We start from the raw sequence: 18,164 nt of genomic DNA on the forward strand, positions 1-18,164 counted from the left end.
CGGTGAGGCGCAGACTGGTGCCGGGCGCTCCGGTACGGTCGGGGCGTGTGTGCCGGTGTCGGCCTGTGGGCGGATGGGCGGGTGTGCGATGAAGCGGTCCTCGACGGGTGAAGCCGACGCGGTGGACGAGAGCGCGGGGCGGCGTGGCGTCGCGACGGCGGACGGGGCCGGGGCGGGTGTGCCACAGGGGGAGCCGGTGGAGCGGCTGGAGGCGCACCGCAGCGAACTGACCGGCTACTGCTACCGGATGCTGGGGTCGGCGTTCGAGGCCGAGGACGCCGTGCAGGAGACCATGGTGCGGGCCTGGCGGAGCTACGACCGGTTCGAGGGGCGGTCCTCGCTGCGGTCCTGGCTCTACCGGATCGCCACCAATGTCTGCCTGGACCTGCTCAAGGGCAGTCAGCGCCGGGCCCGGCCGATGGATCTCGCCTCGCCGTCGAGCGTGGACACCCCGATCGGCACCGGGCTGCCGGAGGCGACCTGGATCGGGCCCGTCCCGGACCAGCGGGTGCTGGCGTCCGCCGGGGACCCCGCGGAGACCGCCGTCGCCCGGGAGTCGATCCGGCTCGCGTTCGTCTCCGCGCTGCAGCGGCTGGCGCCCCGGCAGCGGGCGGTGCTGATCCTGCGCGAGGTGCTGAGCTGGTCGGCGAGCGAGGTCGCCGAGCTGCTGGGCAGTTCGGTCGCCTCCGTCAACAGCGCGCTCCAGCGGGCCCGTGCCACCCTCGCCGCGTCCGGCGAGGACGCCGCCGACGCCCCGCGGCAGCCGCTGGACGAGGCCCAGCAGGCGCTGCTGCGGCGCTATGTCGACGCCTTCGAACGGTTCGACATGGACGCGCTCACCGCCGTGCTGCACGAGGACTCCACGCTGTCCATGCCGCCCTACGCCCTGTGGCTGCGCGGCCGTGCGGACATCCTGCGGTGGCTGCGCGGGCCGGGCTGCGGCTGCGAGGGGTCGCATCTGGTGCCGGTCAGCGCGAACGGCCGGGCGGCGTTCGGGCAGTACCGCGCGGACGGCACGCCGTGGGCGATCCAGGTCATCGAGGCGGCGGACGGCCGGGTCACCGCGCTGCAGTGCTTCCTGGACACCGAGCGGCTGTTCCCGCTCTTCGGGCTGCCCCCGCGCTACGACGGCCCCGGGGTCAGCTCAGCTTCTGCTTCTTGAGCCAGGCAGCGGCCACCCGGTCCGGGTCGCGCTTCTCCTTGTCGACCAGGCGGTTGAGCTCGGTGAGCTGCGGGGTGGTGAGGGTGTTGCCGAGGCGGGCGAGGGCCTTGCGGACCCTGGCGTCGGCCTTGCGGGCGGCGATCAGCGGGACGATGTGCTGGGCGGGGATCAGCTGCTTGGGGTCGGCGAGCAGGACCCAGCCGTTCGCCGCGGTGTCGACATCGGTGGTGAAGACGTTGCCGACGTCGATGTCCCCCTTCTTCAGGGCGCCCTTGACCAGCGGGCCGGACGAGTCCAGCGCCTTGAACTCCTTGAATTCCACGCCGTATTGCTCCTTGAGGCCGACCAGCCCCACCACGCGCTTCTTCATCTCCGCGGCGGCGCCGAAGACCAGCTTGCCGTTGACCTTGCGCAGATCGGCCAGCGTCTTCAGCCCGTAGCGGTCGGCGGTCTCCCGGGTCACGGCGAAGCTGTCGCGGTCCTCGGCGGCGGCGTACGGGAGGACTTCGAGGCCGTTCGGCAGCACGGTGGTCAGCGCGTTCTGCATCGCGCCCGCCTCGGTCGCGGTGGCGTTCTTGTCGAGGTAGAGCAGCAGGCTGCCCTGGTACTCGGGGAGCAGGTCGATGTCGCCGGAGCGCAGCGCGGGCACCACGATCTCGCGGGAGCCGAGGTTGGGCTTGACGGTGGTCTCGACCCCGGCGGCGTTGAGCACGCCCGCGTAGAGGTGGCCGAGGATCTGGTTCTCGGTGAAGTTGGCGGTGCCGATGGTCAGTCCGTCCTTGCTGCTGCCGCTGTCACCGCCGACGCCGCTCCCCTTGAGGGAGGTGATGCCGGAGGAGCAGGCGGCCAGCAGCGGGGCCGAGGCGCCGGCCAGGAGTGTGGTCAGGACGGTACGGCGGTTCATGGGCGGGACTCCTCGGGAGGGACGGAGGGGGCGGGCGGCGGCGCTCAGCGGGCGGCGGCCGGGCGGCCGCGGAACAGCAGCCGGGTCAGGCCGCCCAGCGCCAGGTCGGCGACCACGGCGAGCACGGCCACCAGAGCCGCGCCGCCGAGGACCTGCACCAGGTCGCGCTGCGCCAGGCCGTCGAAGACATAGCGGCCCAGCCCGCCGAAGCTGACGTAGGCGGCGATGGTGGCGGTGGCGACCACCTGCACGGTCGCCAGCCGGATGCCGGTCATGATCAGCGGCAGCGCGAGCGGGAGTTCGACCTGCCAGAGGACCTGGCGGCCGCGCAGCCCCACGCCCCTGGCGGCGTCCTTGACCTCGGGGTCGACGGCGGCCATGCCCGCGTACGTATTGGTGATGATCACGGGCACGGCGAGCGCGACCAGCGACACGTACACCGGCCAGACGCTCAGCCCGCCCGCCAGGAACACCAGGGTGACCAGGCCGACGGTGGGCAGCGCCCGGCCGAAGGAGGAGAGGTTGACGGCGAGGAAGGCACCGCGGCCGGTGTGCCCGATGAGCAGCCCGACCGGCAGCGCGATCACGGCCGCGGCGAGGGTGGCGAGCACCGAGTACTCCAGGTGCTCCAGGACGCGGGTGGCGATGCCCTCGGGGCCGGACCACTGATCCGCGCTGGTCAGCCAGGCGGCGAGGTTCTTCAGAAGTTCGAGCATCGGCGCGTCACGCTGCCTTCCGCCAGGTGGAGGTGCGCTGCCGGGAGGTGCCGCGCCGCCAGGGGGTGCACAGCCACTGGACGGTCACCAGCAGCGCGTCGGCGACCAGGGCGAGCAGCAGGGTCAGGGCCACGCCGGCGACGACCGGGGTGGGGAAGTTGCGCTGGAAGCCGTCGGTGAAGAGCTGGCCGAGGCCGCCGTAGCCGATGTAGCTGGCCACGCTGACCAGGGAGATAGACATGACGGTGGCGACCCGTACGCCCGCCATGATCACCGGTAGGGCGAGCGGCAGCTCGACGGTGAGCAGGGTGCGCAGCGGCCGGGAACCCATCGCCTCGGCGGCCTCGCGGGCCCTGGCCGGGACCGCGTCCAGGCCCTCGACGGTGTTCCGTACCAGCACGACCAGGGTGTACGCGGTCAGCCCGACGATCGCGGTGGTGCGGGTCAGCCCGGTGACCGGCAGCAGCAGCACGAAGAGGGCCAGGGAGGGAATGGTGTAGAGGATGTTGGACACGCCGAGGACGAGGCCGCGCAGCGGCCGTACCCGGTGCGCGAGGACGGCCAGCGGCAGCGCGATCAGCAGGCCGAGGAGGACCGCGGGGACGGCGGTGGCGAGATGGTCGGCGGTCAGCCGGGCCAGCTCGTCGGCGTGGTCGGGGAACCAGCCCCATTCGATGGTCATGCGGAGCGCTCCGGGGCCTCGGCGGACGTGTCCGGCGCGGTGTCGTCGGCGTCCCGGGAGGCGGGCGGCTCCGTTGCGGGCGGCTTGACGGCGGACTCCGTGACGGCCGCCGCCCGGCCCGCCTCCGCGTGGCTGCGGCCCGCCCGTTCGTGGATGGCGTCGCGGGAGGTGATCCCGGTCAGCACCCCGTCGGCGGTGACCCGGGCGACCGCGGCGGCCGGGGAGGAGACCGCCTCGTTGAGCGCGGAGAGCAGCGAGTCGGTGTCGCGCAGCGGCCGTACGGCCTCCAGCGCGGCCTCGCCGGCCGTGCCCCCGGCGGGCAGTGCGTCGGTGTCCAGCCAGCCCAGCGGTTCGCCGCGCGGGGAGGTCACCAGGCGCCAGCGCTCCCCGTCGCGGGATATCGCGCCGACCGGCTCGTCCGCGCGTATCGCCCGGCCGGGAGCGTGCGGCACGTCCGCGAGGCCGGTGAGGGAGAGCAGTTTGAGACCGCGCTCGGCGCCCAGGAATCCGGCGACGAAGTCATCGGCCGGACGGGCCAGCAGCTCGGCGGGCGCGGCGCACTGCACCAGCCGCCCGCCGGTGCGGAAGACCGCGATCCGGTCGCCCAGCCGGACCGCCTCGTCGATGTCGTGGGTGACGAAGACGACGGTCTTGCGCAGCTCCTCCTGGAGCCGCAGCAGTTCGTTCTGGAGCTGGGTGCGGACGACCGGGTCGACCGCGCCGAACGGCTCGTCCATCAGGAGCACCGGCGGGTCGGCGGCGAGCGCACGGGCGACACCGACACGCTGTTGCTGGCCGCCGGAGAGCTGGTGCGGATAGCGCTTGGCGGCGTCGGCGGGCAGCCCGACCAGCTCCAGCAGCTCGGCGGCGCGGGCGCGGGCCTTGCGCCTGCCCCAGCCCAGCAGCAGCGGGACGGTCGCGATGTTGTCCAGGATCGTACGGTGAGGGAAGAGACCGGACTGCTGGATGACGTAGCCGATGCCGCGGCGCAGCTCGGCGGCGTCCGTCCGCAGAACGTCGCGGCCGCCGACGCTGACCGTGCCGGACGTCGGCTCGACCATGCGGTTGATCATCCGCAGGGTGGTCGTCTTGCCGCATCCCGATGAGCCGACGAGGACGGTGACACCGCCCTCCGGGAGGTCGAGGGACAGCTCGTCCACGGCGGTGGTGCCGTTCGGGTACCGCTTGCTGACTGCGTCGAACTTGATCATCCGCTGCCCCTTGCCCGGCCTGCATATGGTCATGCAGAGTCTTAGGCACGTGAATAGAAGTCAATAGGTGGAAGGGGGTCGCCCGTTGCCCCGCCCGTTGCTTCGGCTCACCGTACGGAACGAGGTGTCGCACCCTCGGAAGCAGGTGCCGGACTTCCGTCCACAAAGCGCGTTATATGAGGGAGTTGAGCCCCTTGATTTCCCACATGCTGGACAACCGCCCGGACGCCGGACGGCGCATCACCCTCGACGGCAGCGCGCTGCACCCCACCGGCATCGCCGCCCTCGCCGAGCGCACCGCGCACCCCGCGCCTCCCGACGCCCAGGCCTACGCCCGCGCCGAGGAGTCCTGGCGAACCGCCCGCCGCCTCGCTGTCACCGGCCGGATCTACGGCCGCAGCACCGGCGTCGGCGCCAACCGCACGGAGGACGTCGGGGCCGCCGACGCCGACCACGGGCTGCGGCTGCTGCGCAGCCACGCCGGGGCGATCGGCGACCCGCTGCCCGCCCGCGAGGTCCGGGCCATGCTCGCGGTACGCGCCAACCAGCTGCTGGCGGGCGGCGCCGGCCTCAACCCCGCCGTCATCACCGCACTCCTCGCCGCCCTGGAGGCCGGCGCCCACCCCGTCGTCAACGAACTCGGCGCCGTCGGCACCGGCGACCTGGCCGCGCTCGCCCAGACCGGCCTGGCCCTGGCCGGCGAACACCCCTGGCACTGCGCGCCCGGCGCCCGGCCCCCCGCCCCCCTCGCCCTCGACAACAACGACGCCCTCGCCCTGATCAGCAGCAACGCCCTCACTCTCGGCCAGTCCGCGCTCGCCCTCGACGAACTGCGCCGGCTGCTGGCCGCCTCGCTCCCGGTCGCTGCGCTCTCCCTGCTCGCGGTCGGCGGCTCCGCCGAACCCTTCGCCGAACCCGTCCTGCTCGCCCGCCCGCACCCCGGCTCCGTGGCCACCGCCGCCCGGCTGCGCGCCCTCGCCGGCATCCCGTCCCGCCCCACCCCGCCCCTCGGCCGCATCCAGGACCCGTACGGCTTCCGCTGCCTCCCGCAGATCCACGGCCCCGCAGTGGACGCCGCCGACACGCTCGACGCGGTCCTGACCGTCGAGGTGAACGCCGCCGCCGAGAACCCCCTGATCAGCATCGAGGACCAGGCCGCCTACCACCACGGCAACTTCTACGCCGCCCATGCCGCGCTCGCCCTGGACACCTTCCGGCTGGCCGTGCTGCAGACCGCCCGGCTGTCCACCGCCCGGCTCGCCGCGCTCTCCGAGCCCGACCTCACCCGGCTGCGGCCGTTCCTGGGCGACGCGGCGCCCGCCAGCTCCGGCGTGATGATCCTGGAGTACGCGGCCGGCGCGGCGCTCGGCGAGATGCGCGAGGTCTCCAACCCGGCCTCCCTCGGCCATGCCGTCCTCTCCCGCGGCGTCGAGGAACAGGCCAGCTTCGCCTCCCTCGGCGCCCGCCAGGCCCTGCGCGCCTGCACCTACTACCGCCAGATCCTCGCCTGCGAACTGGTCGCCGCCATACGGGCATTGCGGATGCGCTCCCTGGAACCCGACCCCGGCCTGCCCCTCGCCACCGCCTACACCCGCGCCGCCGCCTCCCTCGACCCGAGGATGGAGGACCGCCCACTGACGGAGGACGTGGCGGTGGCGGCGGGGGTGCTGGAGGGGTTGGGGGAGGTGTGAGGGGGGCGTTGTGGGGGCTGGGGCCGGGGCCGGCTGGGGCTTGGGCGTCGTGTTCGGGGGCCGGGGTTGTGGTTCGTGCGGCGTGCCGGGTACGGCCGGTTCACGCGCCGTACCCGGCACGGCCGGATCGCGCGGCCCCGCCCGGAACCGGAGCGGACCAGGAATTCCGTACAGTCGGTCGACACAGGACAAGGCCCCGACCGGGCCGGGAAGAAGAGGCGATGAGCGGGGACGGGGCAAACGGCGGTGGCATCGGCGGCGCGGCCGACGGCGGGCCGCGGGACGAGTCCGGCACGACGCGGGACGCCGCGGGGACGGGCGATGGTGCGGATGCCGGGGCGGGGGCCGGGAAGGACGCGCCGACGGGTGCCGGCACGGGCGCCAGTACCGGTGCCGGTGCGGAGGTCGGCATGGACGCCGGTATCGCCGCCCGGCTGCAGAAGCTCTTCGAGGGGCACCGGCTGACCCCCACCCAGCGGCGGATCGCCCACTGCATGGTGCGCCAGGCCGCCGACGCGCCCTTCCTCTCCAGCGTGGAACTGGCCGAACTGGCCGGTGTCAGCCAGCCGTCCGTCACCCGCTTCGCCGTCGCCCTCGGCTTCGACGGCTACCCGGCGCTCCGCCGCCATCTCCGCGAGGTCGCCCCCGCGGACAAGCCCGGCGACACCGGCTCCCTCAACGAGTACCAGCAGGCCGTACAGGCCGAGATCGACAACCTCCGCCATCTCGCCGCCGCCCTCGCCGACCCGTCGCCGGTGATCGAGGCCGGCCGTCTCTTCGCCGCGTCCCGCCCGCTTCCCGTCCTCGGCCTGCGCGCCGCCACCGCCCAGGCCGCCGGCTTCAGCTACTTCGCCCGCAAGGTCCACCCCGACGTCCGTCTGCTGGACGAGGGCGGCACCATGCTCACCGACCGCATCGACGCCGCCGTACGCGCCGGGGCGAGTGCCCTCCTGTGCTTCGCGCTGCCCCGCCACCCCCGCGAGGTCGTCGACGCGCTGGAGTACGCCCGCACGGCCGGCCTGACCGTCGTCACCGTCGCCGACAGCGCCTTCGCCCCCGTCGCCCACCACACCGACCTCCTCCTCCCGGCCCCCGTCGGCACCGGCCTGGCCTTCGACACGGCCTGCGCCCCCATGCTGCTGGGCCGCGTCCTCCTGGAAGCGATGTGCGACGCCCTGCCCGACGCCCAGGCCCGCCTGGAGGAATTCGACGCCAGGGCGGCGGCACGCGGGCTGTTCGTGGAGTAGGCGACACCGTCCGTGGTGTGAGCGGGCCGGTTCGCGGAGTGAGCCGTCCGCTCGCGGCGTGAAGTGAGGGGCGAGGCGGGCGTCACCCGTTCCGGTGGCGCGCGCCGGGGGCAGGCGGCGGTTGGTTCGGCTCTTCGGAGACCGGCCACCCGGCTGTTGGTTCGGGTTCGGTTCGGAGGGGGCCGCTACGGGCGGCCGAGGTCGCGCAGGGAATTCGCGTGGGCCGCGCCGCTCTCCGCGGTGAGTTCCTCCAGGGTCTGCGGGGTGCGGATGGTCGCGAAGCGGATGGCGCCGTCCGCGTCCGGCGCGTAGCCGTAAATGCCGGGGCGGGGGAGGGAGTTGTAGGCGAAGTGGGTGGAGAAGTAGTACGCGCCGGTGTCCAGGAGGGCGGCGTGATCTCCGGCCTCCAGAAGGGGCAGGGGACGGTTCTCGGCGACCAGGTCACCCGCGAAACAGCACGGCCCCGCGATGTCCTGCGCGACCGGAGCGCCCGTCTTGGGCCGCCCTGCGGCGTCGTGGGCGCCGACCCGGATCGGCCAGGCCTCGGGGACGAAGACCGTACGGGTGGCGACCTGGGCCCCGGCGTGGGTGACCGCGATCGGCCGGCCGCCGGCCGACTTCGCGTACTCGACGCGGGCGAGGACCGTGCCGTGCTTGGCCAGCAGAGACCGGCCGAACTCGGTGACCAGGCCGTAGCGTCCGGACAGCAGACCGGGGACGGCGGAGTGCAGCTGCGCGGCGTACTCGCGGTAGGTCGGGGTGTGGGCGTCCGAGGAGAAATTCACCGGCAGGCCGCCGCCGATGTCGAGCGTGTCGATCTGCCGCCGCCCGGCCCGCTCGTTGATCTCCTCGGCCAGGACGTACAGGGCGCCTACGCCCGCGGTCATCAGCTCCAGCGGCATGCCCTGCGAGCCGACATGGGCGTGCAGCCGGGTCAGCCACGGGCGGTCGAGGGCGGCGCGTACGACCCACTCGCGGGCGCCCTCGTCGCGCAGCCCGACACCGAACTTGGAGGTGTCGGTGGCGGTGCTCATCGCCCCGATGCTGCCGCCGCCGATCTGCGGATTGACCCGCAGGCCGATGGGCGCGCTGCTCGGCGCGGAGGCCATCAGCGCGTCGATCCGTGTCAGCTCCTCGGGGTTGTCGGCGTTGACGGCGATCCCGAGGGCCAGTGCCTCCCGCAGCTCGGCGTGGGTCTTGGCGGGCGAGTCCAGGACGGTGCGCGTGACCGGCACCCCGGCGGCACGGGCCAGTGCCAGCTCGCCGGGGCTGGCCACCTCGCAGCCGAGCCCCTCCTGCGCGAGCAGTTGCAGCACGGGGACGAGCGAGGCGGCCTTCACCGCGAAGGCGTGCAGGACCGGGGTGCCGGGAGCGGTGAACTCCTCGAACGCGGCGCGGAGTTCACCTGCCGAACGCCGGATGCCGGCAATGTCCAGCAGCCCCGCCACGGGCTCGTCGGGACCCACCAGCCCCTGCGCAACGGCTGCCTCTACGGCTCGGTCTCGGTCCGTGAACGTCATGGGACAACTCCATCACTGGCTGGGGGGATGACGCCAACGGACACCGGACGCGGGGGAGCGGCCAGGGAGAAGCCACTGGTCAGACGGCGGCGAGCGCCTTCACGGCCCGGTGTTCGTGCCCGAGGCGGGCCTGCTGACCCGGCCCGCTCGGCCACCCGGTCCAGCCCACCCGGCCCCGCCGTCGTACCTGGCCCCCGTCGGGAACCCCGCCCCGCGCCGGGCACCCCGGACCGAGCCGGGACCCTGGCCCGAATGAGGCGCCCACCTGATTCGGGCAATCCGTCCGAGCCAGGCCCAGGCAGCCTGCCCCGAGCCAGGCACCTTCCTCAAACCGCCCCGCCCCCGTTCAGGCCCGCCTTGCGGTGGCGTTCGGTGAGGCGGGAGCCGGATTCTCGGCGGGCGGCTCGGCGGAGGAGGGGGACGGCGAGGAGGAAGCCGAGGACGGCCCAGGCGGTGAGTATCAGGGCCACGGTCGGCAGTTCCCAGGAGCCGGCCGGTTCCGCGGCGCGGGCGGCGTCCGGGAGGAGGGCGGAGCGCAGGCCTTGTGCCATCCACTTGAGCGGGAAGACGGAGGCGATCTTCTGGACCACGTCGGGCAGTGCGGAGAGCGGGAACATCGCCCCGGAGGTGACCAGCAGCCCCATGACGGGCAGCATGATCATCGCGATCGCCTCCCGCGGGTTCGGCAGCACGGCGCCGAGGGCCGCACCCAGCGGTACGACGGCCAGCAGCCCGAGCGCGCTGACCCACAGCAGCGTCAGCCAGCCTTCCGGCCCGTGCGGCAGCGGCCCGTCCACCAGCAGCGCGGCCGCGCCCAGCAGGAGGGCCAGCGTGCCGAACGCCACCGCGACCACCATCAGAGACTTGGCGACCAGATAGGCCGGTATGCCACCGGGGGTGGCACGCAGCCGCAGCAGCGCGCCCTCCTCGCGCTCGGTCACCAGGATCTGCGGGAGGTTGACCAGCCCGATCTGGAACAGCAGATAGGCGGCGAAGCCCGAGAGCGTCAGATGGGCCATCGGGACCTGGGTGCCGGGCACCTTGTCGCTGATGTAGCCGGCCAGCATCAGCGCGACCACGATATTGATCAGATGGCCGCTCAACTCCTTGCGGTTGCGCAGGAGATGGCGCAGCTCGATGCCGCCGCGCCGGAGCCCGGCGCGCCAGTAGCGGCGCCGGGGGTGCGGTGCGGCGGACCCCCGCGGTGCCGCGCCGGTCGGGCGCGTGCCGGTGGTGCCCGTCAGGTGCAGGGTGTCCGTGCCGCCGGTCCTCCCGGCGGTGTCCGTCGCCGCTGTAGTCCCCGTCACGGCTGTCATGTCGGTCCCCCTCATGCGGCTCGTTCCTCCCCGTCCGGGGCCACGGCCCCGCTCGCGCTCGTGGCCCCGGGCCCGGCCCCGTGTCCGTCGGCCCGGTGGACCATGTGCAGATAGGTGTCCTCCAGCGTCGGCCGCCGGACCTCCAGGCCGGCGACCGGTCCCCCCGTCTCCCGGTGGAGTTCCCAGACCAGCTGGGACGGGTCGGCGGTGCGTTCGCGCCGGGCCCTGCCGTCGGGGGCGGTCCAGCGGACCTCCGCCTGGGCGGCGGCCCTCCCGGCCAGTTCCGACGGGGTGCCGCAGGCCCGGATGCGGCCGTTGACCAGCATCGCGATCCGGTCGGCCAGCCGCTCGGCCTCGACCAGGTCATGCGTGGTGAGCAGGATCGTGACGCCCTCGTCGCGGGCGAGCCGTTCGACCAGGTCGTGGAAGTCGCGCCGGGCCTCGGGGTCGAAGCCGGTCGTCGGCTCGTCCAGGAAGACGAGTTCGGGCCGGCCGACGATGGCGAGGGCGACGTCCAGCCGGCGGCGCTGGCCCCCGGACAGCCGGTCGACCTGCTGGCGGGCGTGCTCGGTGAGGCCCACCAGGGCGAGGAGTTCGGCCGGGTCGCGCGGGTTCGCGTAATAGGTGGCGAAGTGCGTCAGCAGCTCGGCGACCTGCCAGCGGCGGTGGTCGCGCCAGGACTGCAGGACCAGGCCGATCCGCGCGCGCCAGGCGTCGTCGCCGCGCGCCGGGTCCGTGCCCAGGACCTCGACGTCGCCCGCGGAGCGCTGCCGGAAGCCCTCCAGGATCTCGACGGTGGTGGTCTTCCCGGCGCCGTTGGGGCCGAGCAGCGCGAAGATCTCGCCGCGGTGGATGTCCAGGTCGGTGCCGTGGAGGATGTGCCGGTCGCCGTAGGACATCCGCAAGTCGCGTACGCGGATGACGGGTTGGCGGGATGCGGGGGAGCCCGGGGGCACCGGCGTGGTCGTTGCCGGGCCCATGGGGTGGTGGTCGGTTGTCGTCATCGGCCTGCCTTTGCATGGTCTTGCCGTTGCCGGGTGTCTGCCGGTGTCGCGGCGGCGGGCTCGTGCGCCGTCGCGGGCGCCGCGCCGGGCCCCGCGCCCTCGACGATGGCCCGGAGCGCCGCCACATGCCCCTCGAAGGCGGTCCGGCCGCGGCTCGTCAGCCGCACCTTGGTGCGGCGTTTGCGGCCGCCGCCCTCCTTGCGGATCTCCAGATATCCGGCCTCTTCCAGGGTGTGCAGCTGTTTGGAGAGCGCGGAGTCGCTGAGCGAGAGGCTGTCGCGGATGAAGGGGAAGTCGGCCCATTCCGTGGCCGCGAGGAGCGCCACCACGGACAGCCGGGTGGAGGGGTGGATCAGTTCGTCGAAACCGCTCGGGGTGCTCATCGGGCTGCCTTTGTGTAGATCGTTCTTCCGCCCCGGTCGCGGAGCGTGCTGACCGCCCAGCGGTTCGCCGGGCCGACGAAGAGCAGGAAGGTGCCCGCCGAGAGGGTGGCCTGGATCAGGCTGCCGAACGGCAGTGCCAGCCACTCGACCAGTCGGCCGGAGAGCAGGATGGCCACGAGGGTCACCGCCATGCCCGCGAAGAACGTCGCGAACGACCGCCAGCTGTGACGCGAGCGGTGCAGCCGCATCCGCGTCCGGCGGTTGGCGATCACCGCCAGGGTGCCCAGCGCGGCGAGATAGGCGGTCAGCGCCAGACAGAACGCCCACCCGGGCAGATCCAGGCCGGAGACGGCGAGGAACACCCACATGACGGCCGCGGTGACGTACGTCGCCCCGGTGTCGTCATGGGCGGTCCGCTCGATCTCGTCGTACACCCGCTCCTGCGGGACCCGGATGCGCTGCAGATCCTGCCAGGCCTGTTCGGCATCCACTGTCGTGGTCATGGCCATCGCCTCCCCAAGGCGGTCGTGCTGAACCCCGTTGACTTGCCTACTGGGAAAGTTAGCGCAGACTTTCCCGGCGGGCAAGTCGAAAGCCGCAGCCGGATTGGCCGGTTCGCGCGGCTCGCCGCGCGTGGCGGGCCGCGTCCTGTTGACTAGTGCTATTCATCAACCTCAAGATGTGAATAGCTCAATCCAATCGACGTCAGGGAGGCACGGCCCATGTCGGGACCGCGACCCGTGCGGGCACCGCGCGGTACGGAGCTGAGTGCTCGGGGATGGCAGCAGGAAGCCGCGCTGCGCATGCTGCAGAACAACCTCGATCCGGAGGTGGCCGAACACCCGGACCAGCTCGTCGTCTACGGCGGCACGGGCAAGGCCGCACGTGACTGGCGCTCCTTCGACGCGATGGTGCGCACGCTCACCACGCTCAAGCAGGACGAGACGATGCTCGTCCAGTCCGGCCGCCCGGTCGGCGTGATGCAGACGCACGAATGGGCGCCGCGGGTGCTCATCGCCAACTCCAACCTCGTCGGCGACTGGGCCAACTGGGAGGAGTTCCGCCGCCTGGAGGCCCTCGGCCTGACCATGTACGGGCAGATGACCGCCGGTTCCTGGATCTACATCGGCACCCAGGGCATCCTCCAGGGCACCTATGAGACCTTCGCGGCCGTCGCGGCGAAGAAGTTCGGCGGCACGCTCGCCGGGACCATCACCCTCACCGCCGGCCTCGGCGGCATGGGCGGCGCCCAGCCGCTCGCCGTCACCATGAACGACGGTGTCGCGATCTGCATCGACGTCGATCCGCGGGCCATCGAGCGCCGGATCGAGCACCGCTACCTGGACGTCCGGGCGGACAGCCTCCAGCACGCGCTCCAGCTCGCCGTCGAGGCCCGCGACCGGCGCAAGCCGCTGTCCATCGGACTGCTCGGCAACGCCGCCGAACTGCTGCCGCAGATGCTCGCCGAGGGCGCGCCGATCGACATCGTCACCGACCAGACCAGCGCCCACGACCCGCTGTCCTACCTTCCGGTCGGCATCGACTTCGACGACATGGCCGCCTACGCCGCGGAGAAGCCCGCCGACTTCACCCAGCGGGCCCGCGAGTCGATGGCCCGGCACGTCGAGGCCATGGTCGGCTTCATGGACGCCGGCGCCGAGGTCTTCGACTACGGCAACTCGATCCGCGGTGAGGCCCAACTCGCCGGGTACGAGCGGGCCTTCGCCTTCCCCGGCTTCGTCCCCGCCTATATCCGGCCACTGTTCGCCGAGGGCAAGGGCCCGTTCCGCTGGGCCGCGCTGTCCGGCGACGCCCGCGACATCGCCGCGACCGACAAGGCGATCCTGGAGCTCTTCCCCGAGAACGAGTCGCTGGCCCGCTGGATCAAGCTGGCCGGTGAACGCGTCCACTTCCAGGGCCTGCCCGCCCGGATCTGCTGGCTCGGCTACGGCGAGCGCGACAAGGCCGGTGAGCGCTTCAACGAGATGGTCGCCGACGGCACCCTGCGCGCCCCGCTCGCCATCGGCCGGGACCACCTCGACTGCGGCTCCGTCGCCTCGCCGTACCGCGAGACCGAGGCCATGAAGGACGGCTCGGACGCGATCGCCGACTGGCCGCTGCTCAACGCCATGGTCAACGTCGCCTCCGGCGCCTCCTGGGTCTCCCTGCACCACGGCGGCGGCGTCGGCATGGGCCGCTCGATCCACGCCGGACAGGTCACCGTCGCCGACGGCACGCCGCTGGCCGGCGAGAAGATCCGCCGGGTGCTCACCAACGACCCCGGCATGGGCGTCATCCGGCACGTCGACGCGGGCTACGAGCGCGCCGACGAGGTGGCCGCCGAGCGCGGCGTCCGCATCCCGATGCGCGAGGGTGAAGGCGAGGACGCGTGACCGCCTCGTTCCACGAGATGTGGGAGGAGTTGCGGCCCCTCGGCCGTGACTCCTCCTCCGGGGGCTACCGCCGCTACGCCTGGACCGGCGCCGACGCCGACTGCCGCGCGTGGTTCCGGACCCAGGCCGAGGCCCGCGGCCTCAGCTACGAACTGGACCGCAACGGCAACCAATGGGCCTGGCTCGGCGCCACCGGCCACCGGGACGTGGCCCCCGGCGACGCCGTCGTCACCGGCTCCCACCTGGACTCCGTACCGGACGGCGGCGCCTTCGACGGCCCTCTGGGCGTGGTCTCCTCCTTCGCCGCGCTCGACGAACTCCGCCGGAGGGCAGCGGAGTTCGACAAGCCGCTGGCCATCGTCAACTTCGGCGACGAGGAAGGCGCCCGCTTCGGGATGGCCTGCGTCGGCTCCCGGCTCGCCGCCGGGGCGCTGACCACCGAGGCCGCCCACCGGCTGCGCGACGGCGACGGCGTCACCCTGCCGCAGGCCATGGAGCACGCCGGATACGACCCCGAGGCCATCGGCCCGGACCCCGAACGGCTCGCCCGGATCGGCGCGTTCGTCGAACTCCACGTCGAGCAGGGCCGCGCCCTGGACCTGTCCGGCGACCCGGTCGGCATCGCCTCCGCGATCTGGCCGCACGGCCGCTGGCGGTTCGACTTCCACGGCGAGGCCAACCACGCCGGCACCACCCGGCTGGAGGACCGCCGGGACCCGATGCTCAGCTACGCCGCGACCGTGCTCGCCGCCCGCGAGCAGGCCCGGCTGGCCGGTGCCCTGGCCACCTTCGGGAAGATCAGCGTGGAGCCGAACGGCGTCAACGCGATCCCCTCGCTGGTCCGCGGCTGGCTGGACTCCCGCGCCGCCGACCAGGACACCCTCGACACCGTGATCCAGGGGATCGAGCAGGCGGCCGCCGAGCGCGCCGCCCGCGACGGCGTGGACCTCACCGTCGTGCGCGAATCCTTCACCCCCGTCGTGGAGTTCCAGCACGCCCTGCGGGACGAACTGGGCGCGATCCTCGGCAAGACGAGCCCGCGGCCGGTGCCCGTCCTGGGCACCGGAGCCGGGCACGACGCCGGTATTTTGTCCGGAACCGTTCCCACCGCGATGCTGTTCGTCCGCAACCCGACCGGCGTCTCGCACTCGCCCGCCGAAGCGGCGGACGAGGACGACTGCGTCGCCGGGGTCACCGCACTCGCCGACGTACTGGAGGGGCTGGCGTGCCGCTGACGCCGCAGGCAACACCGACGACGTACTGGCTCGAACACGCCTGGCTCGGCACCCACGCCGAGCCGGGCGTGGCCGTGGACACCGCGGACGGGCGGATCACCGCCGTCCGCACCGGCACGGACACCCCGCCGCCCGGCGCCACCACGCTGCGCGGCCTGACCCTCCCCGGCCTCGCCAACGCCCACTCGCACGCCTTCCACCGCGCGCTGCGCGGCACCGTCCAGGTCGGCACCGGCACCTTCTGGACCTGGCGCGAGGTGATGTACAGCGTCGCCGACCGGCTGACCCCCGAGAGCTACTTCGCCCTCGCCCGCGCCGCCTACGCCGAGATGGCGCTCGCCGGCATCACCTGCGTCGGCGAATTCCACTATCTGCACCACGCGCCCGGCGGCACCCGCTACGCCGACCCCAACGCCATGGGTGAGGCGCTGCTGGCCGCCGCCGACGAGGCCGGCATCCGCATCACCCTCCTCGACACCGCCTATCTCTCGGCCGGATTCGGCACTCCGCCCAACCACCACCAGCTGCGCTTCTCCGACGGCACCGCCGATGACTGGGCCCAGCGCGCCGAGGCCCTCAAGGAGCGCCCGCACGCCCGCATCGGCGCCGCCATCCACTCCGTACGCGCCGTCCCGGCCGGCTCGCTCGGCACCGTCGCGGACTGGGCCCGCGAACGGCAGGCCCCCCTGCACGTCCACCTCTCGGAGCAGACCGCCGAGAACGACGCCTGCCGCGAGGCCCACGGCGTCACCCCCACCCGGCTGCTCGCCGACCACGGCGCGCTGGGCCCCCGCACCACGGCCGTGCACGCCACCCACCTCACCGATGAGGACATCGCGCTCCTCGGCGGCTCCCACACGGGCGTGTGCATGTGCCCCACCACCGAACGCGACCTCGCCGACGGCATCGGCCCGGCCGCCCGCGTCCAGCAGCAGGGCAGCCCGCTCTCCCTCGGCAGCGACAGCCACGCCGTCATCGACCTGCTCGAAGAGGCCCGCGCCATGGAGCTCGACGAACGGCTGCGCACCCGCACCCGCGGGCACTGGACCGCCGCCGCCCTGCTGCGCGCCGCGACCGCCGACGGTCACGCCGCCCTGGGCTGGGACGACGCCGGCACCCTCGAAGCCGGCGCGCTCGCCGACCTCACCACGATCGCACTGGACTCCGTACGCACCGCCGGACCACCGCCCCGGCTGGCCGCCGAGACGGCCGTATTCGCCGCCTCCGCGGCGGACGTACGCCACACCATCGTCGGCGGGCGGCAGATCGTCCGGGACGGTGTGCACACTCTCGTCGACGACGTACCCACCGCCCTCGCCGCAGCCATCGCCGCCGTCCGCGGCTGAAGGAGAACAACCCCGCGATGACGACGACCTCCGCGCCCACCACCGCCATCACCCACATCGCCCAGCTCGTCACCAACGACCCCTCCCTCGGCGAAGGCCCCCTCGGTCTGATCCAGGACGCGGCGGTCGTCATCGACGGCGACCGCATCGCCTGGGTCGGTGCTTCCAGCAAAGCACCCGCCACCGACAACGCCGTCGACGCCGGCGGCCGGGCCGCGATCCCCGGCTTCGTCGACTCCCACTCCCACCTGGTCTTCGCCGGTGACCGTACCGCGGAGTTCAACGCCCGGATGTCCGGCCGCCCTTACTCCGCCGGCGGCATCCGCACCACCGTCGCCGCCACCCGCGCCGCCACCGACGAGGCCCTGCACGCCAACGTCGCCCGCTACCTCGCCGAGGCGCTCCGCCAGGGCACCACCACCCAGGAGACCAAGTCCGGTTACGGGCTCACCGTCGAGGACGAGGCCCGCGCGCTGCGCATCGCCGCCGAGCACACCGACGAGGTCACCTTCCTCGGCGCGCACATCGTCTCGCCCGACTACGCCGACGACCCGGCCGGCTACGTCGACCTCGTCACCGGTCCGATGCTGGACGCCTGCGCCCCGCACGCCCGTTGGGTCGACGTCTTCTGCGAGAAGGGCGCCTTCGACGGCGACCAGGCCCGGGCGGTCCTCACCGCGGGGCAGGCCAGGGGCCTGGTGCCGCGGGTGCACGCCAACCAGCTCGGCCACGGCCCCGGCGTCCAGCTCGCCGTCGAGGTCGGTGCCGCCTCCGCCGACCACTGCACCCACCTCAGCCGGGCCGACATCGACGCCCTCGCGCAGTCCGACACCGTCGCCACCCTGCTCCCCGGCGCCGAGTTCTCCACCCGCGCCCAGTGGCCGGACGCCCGCCCGCTGCTGGACGCCGGCGCCACCGTGGCGCTGTCCACGGACTGCAACCCCGGCTCCTCCTTCACGAGTTCGATGCCGTTCTGCATCGCGCTGGCCGTCCGCGACATGGGGATGACCCCCGACGAGGCGGTCTGGTCGGCGACCGCGGGCGGCGCCCGCGCACTGCGCCGCACGGACGTCGGCCGGATCGCCCCCGGAGCCCGCGCCGACCTCGCCCTCCTGGACGCGCCCTCGCACGTCCACCTCGCCTACCGGCCGGGCGTCCCGCTCGTATCGGCCGTGTGGCACAAGGGAGTTCTGGTCTGAGCGCCCCATAGGGGCCGACGGCCCCATCGGCCCAGAAAAGCGGAGGAGGGCCCGTCCCCGGTGTTACCCGGGCGGGGCCACCACCCCCCGGGGGGGGGGCCGGCCCCCGGGGGCCGCCGTGGGCCCCGGGAACCGAAACCGGGATAAAAAAGCGC

Annotated in this window: 16 protein-coding genes; 7 read left to right on the forward strand and 9 right to left on the reverse strand. The window is 73.6% G+C overall.

Going from position 1 to position 18,164, the window contains the following annotated elements:
- Nucleotides 1-88 precede the first annotated feature (88 nt).
- The gene (locus tag ACFW5B_RS04670; RefSeq protein ID WP_386433165.1) at nucleotides 89-1,162 is read left to right on the forward strand and encodes a sigma-70 family RNA polymerase sigma factor; all 1,074 of its coding nucleotides are present in this window, start codon (nucleotides 89-91) and stop codon (nucleotides 1,160-1,162) included.
- Here ACFW5B_RS04670 and ACFW5B_RS04675 read toward each other — a convergent pair.
- From ACFW5B_RS04675 to ACFW5B_RS04690, 4 genes are read right to left on the reverse strand one after another with little or no spacing between them, the layout of a single operon-like run.
- Complete coding sequence (locus ACFW5B_RS04675) at nucleotides 1,140-2,066, reverse strand: ABC transporter substrate-binding protein (RefSeq protein ID WP_386433168.1); 927 nt, start codon at nucleotides 2,064-2,066, stop codon at nucleotides 1,140-1,142. The two genes, ACFW5B_RS04670 and ACFW5B_RS04675, sit on opposite strands and share 23 nt — an antisense overlap.
- A 44-nt stretch (nucleotides 2,067-2,110) precedes the next feature.
- Nucleotides 2,111-2,782 (reverse strand): ABC transporter permease, encoded by a 672-nt coding sequence (locus ACFW5B_RS04680; RefSeq protein WP_386433171.1) that lies wholly within the window; start codon nucleotides 2,780-2,782, stop codon nucleotides 2,111-2,113.
- A gap of 7 nt (nucleotides 2,783-2,789) precedes the next feature.
- Complete coding sequence (locus ACFW5B_RS04685) at nucleotides 2,790-3,464, reverse strand: ABC transporter permease (RefSeq protein WP_386433174.1); 675 nt, start codon at nucleotides 3,462-3,464, stop codon at nucleotides 2,790-2,792.
- Nucleotides 3,461-4,675, reverse strand: coding sequence for an ABC transporter ATP-binding protein (locus tag ACFW5B_RS04690; protein WP_386433177.1), 1,215 nt, complete (start codon nucleotides 4,673-4,675; stop codon nucleotides 3,461-3,463). The genes ACFW5B_RS04685 and ACFW5B_RS04690 overlap by 4 nt, the downstream gene beginning before the upstream one ends.
- A gap of 206 nt (nucleotides 4,676-4,881) precedes the next feature.
- On the opposite strand from ACFW5B_RS04690, the gene ACFW5B_RS04695 reads away from it, so the two are divergent.
- Both ACFW5B_RS04695 and ACFW5B_RS04700 read left to right on the forward strand, forming a co-directional pair.
- On the forward strand, nucleotides 4,882-6,366 hold the full coding sequence (locus ACFW5B_RS04695) for an aromatic amino acid ammonia-lyase (protein ID WP_386433263.1): 1,485 nt from the start codon (nucleotides 4,882-4,884) through the stop codon (nucleotides 6,364-6,366).
- Nucleotides 6,367-6,587: 221 nt separating this feature from the next.
- Nucleotides 6,588-7,613 (forward strand): MurR/RpiR family transcriptional regulator, encoded by a 1,026-nt coding sequence (locus tag ACFW5B_RS04700; RefSeq protein ID WP_386433180.1) that lies wholly within the window; start codon nucleotides 6,588-6,590, stop codon nucleotides 7,611-7,613.
- A gap of 185 nt (nucleotides 7,614-7,798) precedes the next feature.
- On the opposite strand, the gene ACFW5B_RS04705 is transcribed toward ACFW5B_RS04700, so the two are convergent.
- The 5 genes from ACFW5B_RS04705 to ACFW5B_RS04725 form a co-directional block, all read right to left on the reverse strand.
- Nucleotides 7,799-9,133, reverse strand: coding sequence for a diaminopimelate decarboxylase (locus ACFW5B_RS04705; RefSeq protein WP_386433183.1), 1,335 nt, complete (start codon nucleotides 9,131-9,133; stop codon nucleotides 7,799-7,801).
- A gap of 326 nt (nucleotides 9,134-9,459) precedes the next feature.
- A complete protein-coding gene (locus tag ACFW5B_RS04710; protein WP_386433186.1) occupies nucleotides 9,460-10,449 on the reverse strand; it encodes an ABC transporter permease in 990 nt (329 codons plus the stop codon).
- 11 nt (nucleotides 10,450-10,460) lie between these two features.
- Entirely contained in the window at nucleotides 10,461-11,453 is a 993-nt protein-coding gene (locus ACFW5B_RS04715; protein ID WP_386433189.1) for an ABC transporter ATP-binding protein, read from the reverse strand.
- Nucleotides 11,450-11,836, reverse strand: coding sequence for a transcriptional regulator (locus ACFW5B_RS04720; RefSeq protein WP_386433192.1), 387 nt, complete (start codon nucleotides 11,834-11,836; stop codon nucleotides 11,450-11,452). The genes ACFW5B_RS04715 and ACFW5B_RS04720 overlap by 4 nt, the downstream gene beginning before the upstream one ends.
- The gene (locus tag ACFW5B_RS04725; protein WP_386433195.1) at nucleotides 11,833-12,339 is read right to left on the reverse strand and encodes a hypothetical protein; all 507 of its coding nucleotides are present in this window, start codon (nucleotides 12,337-12,339) and stop codon (nucleotides 11,833-11,835) included. Before ACFW5B_RS04725 ends, ACFW5B_RS04720 begins: the two co-directional genes overlap by 4 nt.
- A 219-nt stretch (nucleotides 12,340-12,558) precedes the next feature.
- On the opposite strand from ACFW5B_RS04725, the gene hutU reads away from it, so the two are divergent.
- Genes hutU through hutI form a run of 4 tightly spaced genes read left to right on the forward strand, consistent with a single transcriptional unit; the run spans nucleotide 12,559 to nucleotide 18,009 of the window.
- Entirely contained in the window at nucleotides 12,559-14,229 is a 1,671-nt protein-coding gene (hutU, locus tag ACFW5B_RS04730; RefSeq protein ID WP_386433198.1) for a urocanate hydratase, read from the forward strand.
- Entirely contained in the window at nucleotides 14,226-15,464 is a 1,239-nt protein-coding gene (locus tag ACFW5B_RS04735; protein ID WP_386433201.1) for an allantoate amidohydrolase, read from the forward strand. Before hutU ends, ACFW5B_RS04735 begins: the two co-directional genes overlap by 4 nt.
- Nucleotides 15,455-16,810 carry a formimidoylglutamate deiminase gene (locus ACFW5B_RS04740; protein WP_386433204.1) on the forward strand — a complete coding sequence of 452 codons (1,356 nt, stop codon included), beginning with the start codon at nucleotides 15,455-15,457 and terminating at the stop codon, nucleotides 16,808-16,810. Before ACFW5B_RS04735 ends, ACFW5B_RS04740 begins: the two co-directional genes overlap by 10 nt.
- Nucleotides 16,811-16,827: 17 nt before the next feature.
- Entirely contained in the window at nucleotides 16,828-18,009 is a 1,182-nt protein-coding gene (gene hutI / locus ACFW5B_RS04745) for an imidazolonepropionase (protein ID WP_386433207.1), read from the forward strand.
- Nucleotides 18,010-18,164 lie beyond the last annotated feature (155 nt).

Origin of the sequence: Streptomyces sp. NPDC058773, assembly GCF_042746015.1 — a bacterium.
GTDB lineage: Bacteria > Actinomycetota > Actinomycetes > Streptomycetales > Streptomycetaceae > Streptomyces.